The sequence below is a fragment of the Streptomyces sp. NBRC 109706 genome (assembly GCF_000974485.1).
GTDB lineage: Bacteria > Actinomycetota > Actinomycetes > Streptomycetales > Streptomycetaceae > Streptomyces.
The window spans coordinates 224,400-238,181 of the sequence record NZ_BBOM01000007.1; the positions used below are offsets into that span (position 1 = coordinate 224,400).

Annotated in this window: 11 protein-coding genes; 6 read left to right on the forward strand and 5 right to left on the reverse strand. The window is 70.6% G+C overall.

Features of this window, described 5'->3' with window-relative positions:
* Positions 1–18 precede the first annotated feature (18 nt).
* Positions 19–921: an NAD(P)-dependent oxidoreductase gene (locus AOM46_RS15205; RefSeq protein WP_062211407.1), complete on the reverse strand. Its 903-nt coding sequence runs from the start codon at positions 919–921 to the stop codon at positions 19–21.
* Between the two features lie 140 nt (positions 922–1,061).
* On the opposite strand from AOM46_RS15205, the gene AOM46_RS15210 reads away from it, so the two are divergent.
* Positions 1,062–4,256, forward strand: coding sequence for a BTAD domain-containing putative transcriptional regulator (locus AOM46_RS15210; RefSeq protein ID WP_062211411.1), 3,195 nt, complete (start codon positions 1,062–1,064; stop codon positions 4,254–4,256).
* The gene (locus tag AOM46_RS33190; protein ID WP_234313790.1) at positions 4,253–5,161 is read left to right on the forward strand and encodes an NUDIX hydrolase; all 909 of its coding nucleotides are present in this window, start codon (positions 4,253–4,255) and stop codon (positions 5,159–5,161) included. Before AOM46_RS15210 ends, AOM46_RS33190 begins: the two co-directional genes overlap by 4 nt.
* A 967-nt stretch (positions 5,162–6,128) precedes the next feature.
* On the opposite strand, the gene AOM46_RS15225 is transcribed toward AOM46_RS33190, so the two are convergent.
* Positions 6,129–6,866 carry a GntR family transcriptional regulator gene (locus AOM46_RS15225; protein ID WP_062211418.1) on the reverse strand — a complete coding sequence of 246 codons (738 nt, stop codon included), beginning with the start codon at positions 6,864–6,866 and terminating at the stop codon, positions 6,129–6,131.
* A 362-nt stretch (positions 6,867–7,228) separates the two neighbouring features.
* On the opposite strand from AOM46_RS15225, the gene AOM46_RS15230 reads away from it, so the two are divergent.
* The 4 genes from AOM46_RS15230 (at position 7,229) to AOM46_RS15245 (ending at position 11,166) form a co-directional block, all read left to right on the forward strand.
* Positions 7,229–8,533 carry an ABC transporter substrate-binding protein gene (locus tag AOM46_RS15230; protein WP_062211421.1) on the forward strand — a complete coding sequence of 435 codons (1,305 nt, stop codon included), beginning with the start codon at positions 7,229–7,231 and terminating at the stop codon, positions 8,531–8,533.
* Between the two features lie 134 nt (positions 8,534–8,667).
* Positions 8,668–9,630: a carbohydrate ABC transporter permease gene (locus tag AOM46_RS15235; RefSeq protein WP_062211424.1), complete on the forward strand. Its 963-nt coding sequence runs from the start codon at positions 8,668–8,670 to the stop codon at positions 9,628–9,630.
* On the forward strand, positions 9,627–10,562 hold the full coding sequence (locus AOM46_RS15240) for a carbohydrate ABC transporter permease (protein ID WP_062211427.1): 936 nt from the start codon (positions 9,627–9,629) through the stop codon (positions 10,560–10,562). Before AOM46_RS15235 ends, AOM46_RS15240 begins: the two co-directional genes overlap by 4 nt.
* 13 nt (positions 10,563–10,575) lie before the next feature.
* Positions 10,576–11,166 (forward strand): hypothetical protein, encoded by a 591-nt coding sequence (locus AOM46_RS15245; RefSeq protein ID WP_062211430.1) that lies wholly within the window; start codon positions 10,576–10,578, stop codon positions 11,164–11,166.
* A gap of 37 nt (positions 11,167–11,203) precedes the next feature.
* On the opposite strand, the gene AOM46_RS15250 is transcribed toward AOM46_RS15245, so the two are convergent.
* The 3 genes from AOM46_RS15250 to AOM46_RS15260 all read right to left on the reverse strand — a co-directional run bounded on the left by AOM46_RS15250 (position 11,204) and on the right by AOM46_RS15260 (position 13,781).
* Positions 11,204–12,034: a hypothetical protein gene (locus tag AOM46_RS15250; protein WP_234313791.1), complete on the reverse strand. Its 831-nt coding sequence runs from the start codon at positions 12,032–12,034 to the stop codon at positions 11,204–11,206.
* 143 nt (positions 12,035–12,177) lie between these two features.
* Positions 12,178–12,642 (reverse strand): NUDIX domain-containing protein, encoded by a 465-nt coding sequence (locus AOM46_RS15255; RefSeq protein WP_062211433.1) that lies wholly within the window; start codon positions 12,640–12,642, stop codon positions 12,178–12,180.
* A gap of 290 nt (positions 12,643–12,932) precedes the next feature.
* Positions 12,933–13,781: a helix-turn-helix transcriptional regulator gene (locus AOM46_RS15260; protein ID WP_062211436.1), complete on the reverse strand. Its 849-nt coding sequence runs from the start codon at positions 13,779–13,781 to the stop codon at positions 12,933–12,935.
* Between the last annotated feature and the right edge of the window lies 1 nt (position 13,782).

A 13,782-nucleotide genomic window follows, 5' to 3' on the forward strand; every position in this document is an offset into this window, starting at 1 on the left:
CCCGCGCCCGCCCCCCGGTCAGTCGGCGCTCGGCGCCGGCGGCTTCTCGATCACCTCGTAGGACGCGGTCAGGCTGTGGTGACCGTGTCCCGCGTCCACCGCGCGTTCGAACAGCCGGCGGATGGCGCGCGGCAGTTCGGCGTCGAGGCCGGCCTCCCGGTAGGCCTCCTCCACATGCCGCGCGCTGGCCGCCTGCATGTGGAGGCTGTTCTCCTCCCCCGAGTAGGAACGGGCCTGCAGCTCCTCGCTGACGATCCGCAGATAGCCCATCGGCCCCTCGTCGGCGAGCCCGGCGACCAGTTCGGCCGCGTAGGGGTGGAGCCGGTCCGGCCGGTCGCCGCCCGAGGCGACCAGCGCGGTCGCGTACATCTGGCTGACCAGCGTCCCGGTGAAGAGGGTCAGCATGGCCTGGTAGTAGAGCATCGACAGACCGTGGTCGGTGCCCATGTGGTCGACCCGGCCCAGGACGGCCAGCGCCTCCTCGTGGGCGCGCAGCGGCGCCTCCGGCCCGCTGTAGAAGACATAGGCGCCGGGCTGTCCTACGCCGGGCGGCGGCACCATGATCCCGCCGGTGACCAGCTGTGCCCCACGCTCGGCGGCCCAGCCGCCGGCCCGGCGCAGTTCCTCGGGGCTGCCGGAGCTGAGGTTGACCAGCACCCGGCCGGAGAGCGCCCCTCCCGCGGTGTTCAGGATGTCGTACATCGCGGCATAGTCGATCAGGCTGATCACGATCAACTCGCCGGCGCGCAGGGCCTCTTCGGGGCTGGCGGCCTGGGTGGCGCCGCGCGCCACCAGCGGCTCGGCCTTGCTGGCCGTGCGGTTCCACACGGTGGTGGGGTGCCCGGCGGCCAGCAGGGACTCGGCCATCGCGGTGCCCATCGGGCCAAGCCCGATGACGGTGACCGGCTCGCGTGTCGCCATGGTGGTTCTCCTCGTCTCGTTCGGTTTTCCGGGGCCGGCGGGGCCGGCTCGTTCCCGCTGTCGGCACTGTGCGCGGCGGCGCTTCGGGATCGCCACGGGTGCGCCACGGGACTGTCAGTGGGGGCGGTTACGGTGGGTGGATGCGTTTCGGGGTGCTCGGTCCACTGGCCGTGTGGACGGATCAGGGGCGGGGCGTTCCGGTCCCCGACACCAAGGTCAGGGCGCTGTTGGCGCTGCTGCTCGCGGAGCCCGGGGCGCCGGTCTCCCGGGATCTGCTGATCGAGGAGCTGTGGGGCTCCCGTCCGCCGCGTGCCGCCGCCGGCACGCTCCAGGCGCGGGTCTCCCAGCTGCGGGGCGCCCTTGAGCGGGCCGAGCCGGGCGGCAGATCGCTGGTGGTGTGGCGTCCGTCGGGCTATGCCCTGGAGGTCGCGCCGACCGCCGTCGACGCGGGCGGCTTCGCCGCGGCCGTCGCCGAGGCCGGCGGTTCCGCCGCCGCGCCCGCGGCCCGACTGGCGGCGTTGGACGGGGCGTTGCGGCTGTGGCGGGGCCCGGCGTTCGCCGATTTCGCCGATCAGCCGCTGCTGGCCCCCGTGATCGCCCGGCTGGACGAGCTGCGGCTCGGCGCGCTCGCCGACCGGGCGGCGGCGCGGCTCGCCCTCGGGGACCACGAGGCGGTGCTCGCCGAGCTGGCCGAGCCGCTGGCCCGGCATCCGCTGCACGAACAGCTGGCCGGGCTGCGGATGCGGGCGCTCTACCAGGCGGGCCGCCAGGACGCGGCGCTGGCCGCCTACGAGACGCTGCGGACCGGCCTCGCCGAGCAGCTGGGGGCCGATCCCTCCCCCGAACTCGCCGCGCTGCACCGGTCGTTGCTCCACCATGACGCCTCGCTCGCGGCCCGGCCGCCGGGCAATCTGCCGGCCCGGGTCGATGAGCTGATCGGCCGCGAACGCGCGATCGTCGAGGTCTCGGACACGCTCTCCACCGCCCGGCTGGTCACGCTCACCGGTCCCGGTGGCGTCGGCAAGACCCGGCTGGCGCTGGCGGTGGCCGAGGGCCTGGCGGCCGCGTTCCCCGACGGCGTCTGGCTGGTCGAGCTGGCCGCCGAGGGCCCCGACACGGTGCCGGACGCGGTGGCCGCGGTGTTGGGCGTGCGGGAGACGCCCGGGCCGGGCGGCGCCGCGCCGCTGCCGGAGCGGCTGGCCGGGGCGCTGGCCGCCCGCCGGGCGCTGCTGGTGCTGGACAACTGCGAGCATCTGCTGGATCCGGTGGCCGCCCTGGTGTCCCGGCTGCTGGCGGCGGCCCCCGGGCTACGGGTGTTGGCGACCAGCCGCGAGCCGCTGTCCGTCGGCGGCGAGACGCTGCGCGCGGTGCCGCCGCTGCAGCTGCCGCCGGCCGGCGGCGCGGCGTCGGCCGAGTACAGCGCGGTGCGGCTGTTCGCGGCCCGCGCCGCCTCGGCGGCCCCCGGCTTCGCCGTGCATCCGGGCAATGTCGAGACGGTGGCCGCGATCTGCCGCCGGCTCGACGGCCTGCCACTGGCCCTGGAGTTGGCGGCGACCCGGGTGCGGGCCCTGGAGATCGGGGAGTTGGCGGCCCGGCTGGACGACAGGTTCACGCTGCTGGCCTCGGGCCCGAGGGACGCGCCGGCCCGGCAGCGGACGCTGCGCGCGGTGCTGGACTGGAGTTGGGAGCCGCTGACCGGGCCCGAGCGCACCGTGCTGCGCCGGCTCGCGGTGCACGAGGACGGCTGGCGCCTGGCCGCCGCCGAGGAGGTGGCGGCCGGCGAGTGGTCGGTGCTGGAGGTGCTGACGCGGCTGGTGGACCGTTCCCTGGTGGTCGCCGATCCGGCGCTCGGCCGTTACCGGCTGCTGGAGTCGGTGGCGGCCTACGGCCTGGCGCGGCTGCGCGAGGCCGGCGAGGTGGAGGAGGCCAGGCGTCGACACGCCGCGTACTACGTGGCGTTGGCCGAACGCGCGGCGCCGCTGCTGCGCGGGCCGGAACAGCGGCGCTGGATGGAGGTGTTGGACGCCGAGACGGCGAATCTGCGCGGCGCGCTGGACTGGGCCGCCGGCGCCGGCGCGGCCGACCAGGCGCTGCGGCTGGTCGACTCCCTGGCGTGGTGGTGGTTTCTGCGCGGCCGGCACGGCGAGGCCAGACGTTCCCTGGAACGGGCCCTGGCCGTCCGGGGCGAGGCCGGGGAGACGGCCCGCAACACCGCGCTGGCCTGGTATGTCGCGCTCTCCGGCGGCCTCGGCGCGGAGGCCGGCGCCGGCCCGGTGGAGCGCGGCGACGAGGTGCTGCGGCGCTGGACGGCGGTGGACGATCCGGCCGGCCGGGCCTATGCCCAGTGGTTCCTCTCGCTGCTGACCTGGGCCTATGGCGATCCCGCCGTGCACCGCGAGCGGATCGGGCAGGCCCTGACGACCTTCCGTACGCTGGGCGACCGTTGGGGGGAGGCGGCGGCGCTCGGCCTGCGCGCCAGGCTCGCCATCGGGGACGCCGACCGGGCCGCGATGGAACGCGACGCGCGTCGTTCGCTGGCCCTCTTCGACGCGTTGGGCGACGCCTGGGGGCGGCTTGAGGCGGGCTACTCGCTGTGGGTGGTGGACGAGATCAGGGGCGACTACGCGGCGGTGGCCCGCCGGCTGCGCGAGGATGTCGCCGCCGCCGAGGGCCTGGGGCTGTGGACGGAGGTGGCGTCCCGGCTCTCCGGGCTCGGCCGGATGGCGCTGCTCACCGGCGATCTCCCGGGCGCCGAACGGCTGTTGGAGCGGGCCAGACGGCTGGCCATCGAGAGCTCCGACCGGACCGGGCAGGAGTTCGCCGAGACGGGCCTTGCCCTGGTCGCCCGCCGGGAGGGCCGGCTGGACGCGGCGGAGCAGCTGCTCACCACCTGGCTGCGCTGGCTGGGCCGGGTGGAAGGCACCGCCGGAACGGCCTTCATCCAGGCGCAGTTGGGCTATGTCGCCGAGCTGCGCGGGCAGTACGCCGAGGCGCTGCGGCTGCACCGCGCCGGCTATCTGGCGGCCCGGGCGGTGGCCGATCCGCGCGCCCTGGCGCTGGCCCTGGAGGGGCTGGCCGGCGCCGAGGCCGGGCTCGGCCGGGCCGCCCGCGCGGCCCGGCTGCTCGGCGCGGCCGACGCCGCGCGCCGGGCGGTCGGCGCGCCGCTGCCGCCGGCCGAGCGGTGGGATGTCGACCGCGCGGCCGAGGCGGCGCTGGCGGCGCTGGGCGCCGCGGCGTTCGCGCGGGAGCACGCGGCGGGCGCCGGGCGCACCCCGGCCGAGGCGGCCGAGGACTCCCTGGCCGAGGAGTCCCTGGCCAAGAAGGAGTCCCCGTGAAGGAACGTTCCCCGGCCGACGCCGTGGAGATCGCCCCCGGGGTGCGGTTCCCCACCCAGGCCGCCGGCGAGCGCTGGGTGGTCGGCGCCGCCATCCTGGACGGACGCGGTCGCGTCTTCGCCCAACGCCGGTCCCCCGAACGGCGGTTGTTCCCCGACACCTGGGATCTGGTCGGCGGCCATGTGGAGCCGGGCGAGACCCTGCTGACCGCCCTGGTCCGGGAGGTCGCCGAGGAGACCGGCTGGCGGGTGCGGCGGGTGGCCCGTTTCCTCGGCGTCGAGACCTGGGTCGGCGACGACGACCTCGGCCACCGCCACGAGGCCGACTTCGTGGTGGAGGTGACGGGCGATCTGTCCCGCCCCCGTCTTGAGTGGGCCAAGCATCCGACCTACGACTGGTTCGGGCCCGAACGGCTCCACCTGCTCAAGGACAACAAGCGCTCGGCCGACCAGCTGGTCTTCCGGGTCGCCGCCCGGGCCCTCGGCGCACCGCGCCCACCCGACGACGCGACGCTGCTCGCCCGGATCGCGGGGGACGCCGGCCTGGCCCAACTGCTGGCCAGCGGGTGCGACTTCGACATCGACCGCACCGCCCCCGACGCGCCACCCACCGCCATCGCCGGCTCCGCCGCCGGCGGCACCTACCATCTGGTCGACGGCGCCGTCCTCCATATCTCGGCCGAGGGCGAGAGCACGCTGATCGCCGACACGCTGGGCGAGGCGCTGGAACTGATGCTGGGCGCCCCCCACTGGCCGGAACGCCTGGGCCACCCCGCCCCCACGCCCGTCGCCCCCACCCGACTCCACGCCGCAGGGCGGGCGTTGGGCCTCGCCCCACCCCCCGAACCCATCCTCCTGACCCGCCTCACCGACACCCTGGCCCGCGGCCGAACAACGGCCGACTGACCATCCCCCACCGCGAGACCCCACACCCGACCGAGGCCGAGTCACCCGATGAGCCCGGCTCACCCCTCGCCACCGAGATCAACCGGCGTGCAACGCCGCAGCTCCACCACGAGTTGCTGCGCCAGGAAGAACGGTGCGTCCGCATGCCCGTACGGCAGGTACTCCTCCCCGGGTAGCGGCCTCAGACCACCTCCCGCCTCAGGCAACAGGAACCCTCCGAACACGCCGTACCGGGCGACCTTCCGCACCCGGACGGCGAAGGGACGCCCGAGGTGGGGACACAACCGCACCGAGTCGACCGCGCACCGCACACACAGCGGCGGTTTGGTGGAGTGAGCCCCCTCCGGCCAGCCGGGTTGGTTCCGCCACACGGAAGGGTCGGGCAGCGGCATCAGAAAGAGCCATCCACGCGAGGTCCGGCTCGCCGGCCCGCCGCATACCTGGCACAACCGCCCCAGCTGGGCCTCTCGTTGCCGCCTCGGATGCATCTGCCCGAAGTTGGGCCGCCCCCGCCCCGGGGCGTCGTCCAAGCGGCACCACAGCACACCGTTGTCATCGCGATCCGTCCGCCGCTCATCGCGATAGCAGATCCCCCGGCCGTCCGGACGAGGCGCGAGCATGCCCAGGTCGGCGGCTTCGCCGCTCCAGCGGGCGGCATACGGAATAGGCAGCTGACGTGGCCCCCACCGCATGGGCGGGAGCGGTCGCCCGGAGACGCCACCAGGCGCGGTGTCGGTATCGGTATCGGTATCGGACATGAGGGTGCACCTCTCCTGAGCGAGAACCTGCCGCGGGACCAGTGCACGCCGAAACGCGCCAGTTCATCACGATCGCCTACTGACGCGACGTCACATCCCTAGGGATATCTAAGGAAATCTCCCTAGGGATGTCAAGGTCCTCTTCAGGCAGCACGAGAAGGGGAGTCCGCGATATGCGGACTCCCCTCGATGCGGCGTGGACCGTTCGGCTACCCGTCCAGGTGGTACTCCAGCACGTAGACGCCGGCGTCGAGCACCATGCGGGTGAGGTCGACGGCGCGGCCGTCCGCCGTGAACGCGGTGCGGCAGATCTCCACCACGGGCGTCGCCTCGCCCAGCCGTAGCCGCTCCGACTCCTCACGACTCGGCATGCGCGCCCGCAACTCCTCGGTGAAACGAACCGGTTCGAGGCCGAGTTCGGCCAGCCGGGCGAAGACCCCGCCGGGACCGGTGTCGGCGCGGGTGATCGCCGAGCCCCGCACCAGCTCGGCGGGCAGATAGGAGGTGGCCACCTGGACGGGCTCCCCCTCGACCACGAACACCCGCTCCCGGACCAACACCACCGCACCCTCGTCCAGGTTCAGCCCACGCGACACCCACTCCGGCGCCGCCGCCTCCGCCACCCGCACGTCGGTGACGGACAGCTCCCGTTCCCCCAGGTCAGCGGCCCAGATGGACCGACCAGCACCCCAACCGTCCCTGGCCAGCCGCCGGTTGGCCACTCGGCGGATCGGGCGGAACTCCCGGACATAGGTGCCGCTGCCCTGGCGGCGCACCGCAAGCCCCTCGGTGACAAGCAGCGTCAACGCGCGCCGCGCCGTCTCCTTGGCCACACCGTGCTCGCGCACCAGCGCCGGCTCGCCCGGCAGCCGATCCCCCGGAGCCAGCTCGCCCGAGACGATGCGTTCCCGCAATCGGTCGGCGATCCCCCTGGCGGTCGCAGCCATCGAGATCCTCTCTTCCCTAGGGTGGCTCCCCACCTTCGCACAGGGTGTACGTACAGGTGGGACAGCCCCCATGGCGAGTGCACCGAAGCCCCCAACCAGCGGGGAACCGCATTTTGTGCGATATGTCGAACGAAGAGCACGGTGGCGCAACTTCGTTGAACCCGTGGGCGCGCAGCTCTTGACGTGACCAATGGGGCGTTGTCAGACTCCGGGAACCGAAAGCGCTTGCGTTCCTGCACGAGGCAAGCGCCTCTTCCCCCACGACCCGGTCACGCCGCGCCGTGCATTTTTTCACCTTCTAAATGAATCGATTCACGGCCTTTCGGCGAGTTATCACACGACAGAGCAAGGAGGCTCTAGGGATGCCCATCAGGAAAACCACACTGGGTGGTGTCGCCTTGGCCCTGGTCGGCGCGCTCACTTTGTCCGCGTGCGGCGGTGACAGCGGGGGCGGCGATGGAAAGGTCACTCTCCAGTTCACCTGGTGGGGCACCGAGGGACGGGCCGACCGCTATCAGGCGGCCGTCGACCTCTTCGAGGACCAGAACCCCGATATCACGGTGCAGACCAGCTTCGCCGAGTTCGGCGACTACTGGACCCAGCGCAACACCGACGCCACCTCTGGCGAGTTGCCGGACGTGCTGCAGATGGATCTTTCCCGGCTTCTCGAATACGGCAACGGCGGACTCCTCTACGATCTCGGCGAGTTCGAGGGCGAGCAGCTGGACACCTCCACCATCGAGGAGAACCTGCTGGCCTCCGGCCGGGCCAACGACCAGCTGGTCGCCGTGCCCACCGGCACCAATGTGATGTCGCTGCACTACAACCCGGACCTGCTGGACGAGTTGGGCGTCGAGGCTCCCGACTGGGACTACACCTGGGACGACTTCCACGCGTTCATCCAGGAGGTCAGCGCCGCCGGCGCCGAGCACGAGCCCCGGGTCTACGGCTCCACCGACTACACGATGGTCTGGTGGATGTTCATGACCCATCTGATCCAGCGGGACATCGACCCGTTCTCGGAGACCGGCGAGATGAACTTCACCGAGGACGACATGCGGGAGTTCATCTCCAGCGCGGACTCGCTCCGGGAGCCGGAGAACGTGACGTTCCCCGCCGACCGCACCGAGCAGCTGGCGCCGAAGAGCGGGTTCACCGCCGGCGAGGCGGCGGCCGAGGTCAACTGGGACAACATGCTGAGCCAGGCGTCGCACGACGCCGACCATGACAACCTCCAGCTCATGCCGCTGCCCTCGGGCCCCGACGGGGAGAAGCACGCGTTCTTCAAGCCGACCATGCAGCTGTCCGTCGGCGCCAACTCCTCGCATCCCGAGGAGGCCGCCCTGCTGATCGACTTCCTGATCAACGACCCCGAGGCCGGCGACATCATCGGCACCGAGCTGGGCATCCCCGCCTCGCAGGAGCGTCTTGACTCGCTGCAGGTCGAGCCGGGCAGCCCGGACGAGCGGATCGTGGAGTTCGAGCAGCGGATGCGGGACGAGGGCCATATGACCGAGGCCGCCCCGTTCCACCCGGACGGCTTCGGCTCGGTCGAGGCCGAGTATGTCGACGTGCTGGGCAGCGAGTTCGGATACGGGCAGATCAGCGTCGACGACTTCGTCAGCCGCTGGTTCTCCGAGGCCGAGAACCTGCTGGCCGCCTGGTGACCGCGTGCGCCGCGACCGCCCCCCGTCGGTCGCGGCGCGCGCTCCAGGGGATGCCGTCCCCTCCCCTGCCATCCCCTCCCTGACCAGCCCTGACGACGATCGCTGACGACGACCCCTGTGAACGGAAACTGTCCATGTCCCTGACGCAACAGGCGTCTCCGGATGCTCCGGGGGGCGGGCCCACCCGCCGGCCGAAGCCCCCGGGCGCGCGGCGCCGGGCGGCCGAGACCCGGGCCGGTTACGCCTTTCTCGCGCCCTGGCTGCTGGGCTTCATCGCGCTGACCGCCGGCCCCATGTTGGCCTCCCTCTATCTGGCCTTCACCAACTACCACCCGATCCGCGGCGGTAGTTGGATCGGGCTCGACAACTTCAGCAGACTCTTCGACGACTCCCGTTTCCTGGACTCCGCCCAGGTCACGGCGATCTACGCGGTGGTGGGCACGCCCATCAAGCTGATCGCCGCACTCGGGGTGGCGATGCTGCTGAACTCGAAGCGCCGGGGACAGGGCACCTACCGTTCGCTGTTCTACACGCCCTCGTTGATCGGGGCCAGCGTCTCGGTCGCGATCGTCTGGAAGGCGGTCTTCAACGACCAGGGCATCGTCGACGACATCGGGCAGTTCTTCGGGATGCCGGCCGGCGGCTGGGTCGGGAACCCCGACCTCACCCTGCCGATGATGATCCTGCTGGCGGTCTGGCAGTTCGGCGCGCCGATGGTGATCTTCCTGGCCGGGCTCAAGCAGATCCCCAACGAGCTGTACGAGGCGGCGCAGGTGGACGGCGCGGGGCCGTGGCGCCGGTTCACCCGGATCACGCTGCCGATGCTCTCGCCGGTGCTGTTCTTCAACCTGGTGCTGGAGACGATCAACTCCTTCCAGGTGTTCGCCTCGGCGTTCATCATCTCCGGTGGCACCGGCGGTCCGGCCAACTCCACGCTCTTCTACACCCTCTATCTCTACCAGCGCGGTTTCGGTCAGGGGCAGCTCGGCTACGCGGCGGCGATGGCCTGGCTGCTGGTGATCGTGGTCGGCGTCATCACCCTGGTCTTCTTCAAGACCTCCAAGTACTGGGTCCACTACTCGGGGGACGGCCGATGAGCACTGTCAGTCACACCGAGCCGGCGGCCGGGGCCACCGAGCCCTCGGTGCCGCCGCCCTCCCCGGTCCACGCGGATCTGCTGCGCCGGGCCAGGCGCCGTCGGCGGGCGCGGACCGTCCTCTTCCATGTGCTGTCCTGGGGCCTGGCGGTGGTGGTCCTCTACCCCGGCGTGTGGATGCTGCTCTCGGCGTTCCGACCGAGCAACCAGATCATCGGGCAGACCGGACTGATCCCGGACGAGACCACGTTGGACAACTTCAGCAAGGCGCTGAAGGGGATCGGCGGCATTTCGTTCTGGACGTTCTTCGGCAACTCCATGATTCTTGCCGTCGGTTCGGTGGTGGGAATCTGCCTTTCCTGTTCGGTTTCGGCCTATGCCTTTGCCAGGATCGACTTCCCCGGGCGACGGATCTTCTTCGCTTTGATGATCGGCACCCTGCTGTTGCCGTTCCATGTGGTGATCATCCCGCAGTTCATCATGTTCAACGAGATCGGCTGGACGGACTCCTACGGTCCGTTGCTGATCGGTAAGTTCCTGGCGACCGAGGCGTTCTTTGTCTTTCTGATGGTGCAGTTCATGCGGAACCTGCCCAAGGAGTTGGACGAGTCCGCGCGGATCGACGGCGCGGGGCATCCCCGGATCTTCTTCTCCATCGTGTTGCCGCTGATGCGGCCCGTGTTGGCGACGGCGTCGATCTTCGCCTTCATCTGGAGCTGGAACGACTTCCTGGCCCCGTTGATCTATCTGCGCAGCCCGGACAGCTATCCGCTGCCGCTGATGCTGCGCCAGTACACCGACCAGACGACGGTGTCCGACTATGGCGCACAGATGGCCGCCGCCGTGCTCGCTCTCGTTCCGGTGCTGATCTTCTTTGTCCTTTTCCAGCGCTATATCGTCGAGGGCGTGGCCACACAGGGACTGAAGGGCTGAGGTGTCAACGGCGATGAGCGCCACGGACGGGACCAACGGACGACGGTGGGGCGGCCCGCTCGCGCTGTTCGGCGAGATGGTGATCACCGGCGTCGTGGTGGCGGCGCTGGCCGCCCCCCTGGTCACCGCGCTGCCCGCGCTCACCGCCGGCACCGCCCATCTGCGACGTCAACTCGCCGGCGAGAGCGTCCGGATGGCCGACCTCTGGCGCGACTTCACCACGGCCGTGCGCGAGCTGTGGCCGCTGGCCCTCGGCGCGGTGGGCGCCGCGCTGGTGCTGCTGTGGAACCTCTCCCTGGCCCAGGCCGGTGTGGTGCCAGGCTCGTCCGGGCTGCGGACGCTGACCTGGCTCCTGCTGCTGGCCCTCGCGGTTCTCCTCCTGCGCGCCGCGGCCGACTGGCGCCCCGGCGCCGAGCCACGCGCGCTGCTCCGGACGACGGCCGAACGGGCGGTCCGCGATCCGGGCGGCTCCACGCTGCTGGCCTTCGCCTGGCTGATGTGCACCGTCTTCGTCTGGATGCTCCCCCCGCTCCTCCTCCTGACCGGCGGCCTCCTCTCCCTCGCCGCCCTGGCCATCGAGACCCGGCGGCGCACGAACGCGTAGCGGCGAGCGGGGACTTCCGGGAGGGACACCAGTCCGGTTACGGGGCGGGCGCGGGGGCGAAGTAGTCGGCTGCCAGGAACGCACCGGAGAAGGTTCCCGGCCCGTGGCGTTCGTCCAGCCACTCACTGAGCCGCGCCGTCCGTCCGCTGATCACCGCGCGGAGGATGAGTCCATGCAACTCGTCTTCCTCGCCCGGGGCGAACTCCCGGAGAAAGGTGGCGTAGCGCCGGTTCACGCCTCGCTCGTACCGAGCGAGTGAGACCAGGTACGTTGCTTCTTCCCCTTCCCCTTCCCCGGGTTCGGTCTCCACGTCCGCGAGTGTCAGGCCCCCGGTGAAGTCGCGGAAGGCGAGCCGGCGGGCGGGGTCGTCCGGCTCCGTCACCCCGGCGTGCACCGCCGCTTCACGGGTGAGTCGGCGGGCCTCGCGGTCGCACGCCCCTTCCATGACAACGCCGAGGTTCCGCGTGTGAAGTGTGTCGGCGGTATCGGCGGTCGAGTACGAAGCGCCGTTCGTGCGACGGAAGTTGATCCCGTACTGAACGCGCGTCGGAACACCGGCCACATCCAGGTACCGACGCCGTGACCCGTAGTGCAACGAGTCGTGCGCCCACGCACGCAGCAGGTCCAGCATCGCGAGTTCGGGGTGCGCGGGGGTATCGCCTTCCATCGGCCCGTAGGTCGTGAGCACGGACACCGCTTGCAGGTGCCGGTACCCCTGGTCCGGGTGGTGGAAGCCACCGAACGCTCCGGCCCTGGTGGACTCGGCCCCGAGCAGCGTCCGCGAGAGCGGCAGGGGCCGCGTCAAGCCAAGTTCGGCGAACCGCTCTCGCACGGACTCGCGCCCGTTACGGAACAACTCGGTATCCACGCCGGACGCGCTCCAACGTGCCAGCCGTTCACCGGCTGTACGGAAGACGTGGTGAGGGTGGCGGCGGGTGAGGGGCGCCGTGTCGGCGCGCAAGGCGGCGAGGGAAGCCGCTACGGCGCTGCCGACGACGGTTTCGTTCGGGGTCAGGAAGGAGTGTTGCCCACGATGAGCTCCCGGTGCGTTTCCTGCGTCCCCGGCGGCAGCGAGTTGGGGTGAAACCACTGTGCCTCCAGAATCTCGAAAGAGTCGATCTTGAGAGTTCCGCCCACGTGAAGCGCCTCGTAGGCGACTTCCACGCGGAGCTTGAACCCGCTCCGCAGTCGGACCAGAACACCGGGCTTCACATCGAGCCCGGTTTCCTCCTTGACCTCTCGGACGATGGTCGCGGTGAACTCCTCACCCGCCACGGCGTAGCCGGTGGGAAGCCCCCACGGGGTCTCCGGGGGCCACATCCGGTGTCGGAGCAGCAGAACCCGCCCCGCGTCGTCCCGGACAACCCCGGTGACGCCCACCATGAACTTTGAGTGCGCCACCCACAGCGCCCGCCACTGCAGGGGGCCACGGATGAGCCGCCAGGCTCCGGCAACGGCGCGCTTGGCAGGGTTCATCGGGTACCTTTCGTTCCTTGCGGCGGACCGTAGAACACGGTCCCGTGACGCTGCTCAACCTTGTCGGCAGGGCTTGCGTCACGTCCGCGACTCGACATCTTGTGATCACCGGTCAGAGACGGCCTTGCCGGGCACGTCGGCCACGACAAGGGCGAGTTCGCACAGGCGGTGGCGAGGTCAGGGTCTCGGCTCTCCCACCGCGCTGCCCTGGCCCATGAACATGGACATGGGGCCAGGCTAGAGAGCGCTGAATACCGCAAGCCACCCAGTTCTATGCAGTTCCACGTCAGTTAGGCAAGCGCATCAATGGCGGAGGTGATCAGGGCGCGAGCGGGGGAGCCGTAGACAGCGAGCTTCGCAAAATTCCCGAACGCCTTGACATATTGCTCCACCTCAGAGGGGGCAGTGACATTCACCTGCGCTGTCAACGTTTCCACCTGCGCTTGCCTTCGATCATAAATACTAAATGTCTCAACCATCCACATTTCGCGATCGGCGGTGAAGGGAATAACTCCGAGCGACACAGAAGGAGTAGCCATCACAGACAGCAAATGACCTAGCTGTCCGGCCATTACTTCCGCACCACCGACGCGATGCCGGAGAACGGACTCCTCAACCAACAAGGCAAACCTACAGTTTCCCCCATAAACAACACGAGAACGCCGCAGGCGGGCCGCCACAGCAGCGGAAACATCATCTGGCGTGCCGCGAAACGCAGCGATCGACCCCAGCAGTGCGGTGGCGTAGCCTTCCGTTTGAAGGAGTCCAGGCACGACATTGGAGCAATAGATATGGAACGATTGAGTTCGCTCGAACAGCGGAATATACGACTCTTGCAGTCTCCGCAATCCCGTGCGTTGGAGTCTGCGCCAGTCGATATAAGCGTTATCGGCCGAGCGGGATGCCGCGATGAGGTCAGCGACCATCCCGTCCGCTTCACAAGCTGCGCACCATGCACGAATGTCATCGTCAGACGGCGGCGTGACGGCGTTCTCCAGCCGCGAGACCTTCGACTTATACCAGCCCGTCCGCTCGGCAACGCTCTTGGCCGTCAAGTTCGCGTCGCGACGGATCTCTTTCAAGCGATCCGCAACGGCCTTGCGTGCAGCTTGAACGCTCGACGAGGGGGAAGCCGTCATG

What these genes read in the sequence shown, in the direction of transcription:
- AOM46_RS15205 (WP_062211407.1), bottom strand. Translation starts at nt 921, where the DNA reads ATGGCGACACGCGAGCCGGTCACCGTCATCGGGCTTGGCCCGATGGGC.
- AOM46_RS15210 (WP_062211411.1), top strand. Translation starts at nt 1,062, where the DNA reads ATGCGTTTCGGGGTGCTCGGTCCACTGGCCGTGTGGACGGATCAGGGG.
- AOM46_RS15225 (WP_062211418.1), bottom strand. Translation starts at nt 6,866, where the DNA reads ATGGCTGCGACCGCCAGGGGGATCGCCGACCGATTGCGGGAACGCATC.
- AOM46_RS15230 (WP_062211421.1), top strand. Translation starts at nt 7,229, where the DNA reads ATGCCCATCAGGAAAACCACACTGGGTGGTGTCGCCTTGGCCCTGGTC.
- AOM46_RS15235 (WP_062211424.1), top strand. Translation starts at nt 8,668, where the DNA reads ATGTCCCTGACGCAACAGGCGTCTCCGGATGCTCCGGGGGGCGGGCCC.
- AOM46_RS15240 (WP_062211427.1), top strand. Translation starts at nt 9,627, where the DNA reads ATGAGCACTGTCAGTCACACCGAGCCGGCGGCCGGGGCCACCGAGCCC.
- AOM46_RS15245 (WP_062211430.1), top strand. Translation starts at nt 10,576, where the DNA reads ATGAGCGCCACGGACGGGACCAACGGACGACGGTGGGGCGGCCCGCTC.
- AOM46_RS15255 (WP_062211433.1), bottom strand. Translation starts at nt 12,642, where the DNA reads ATGAACCCTGCCAAGCGCGCCGTTGCCGGAGCCTGGCGGCTCATCCGT.
- AOM46_RS15260 (WP_062211436.1), bottom strand. Translation starts at nt 13,781, where the DNA reads ATGACGGCTTCCCCCTCGTCGAGCGTTCAAGCTGCACGCAAGGCCGTT.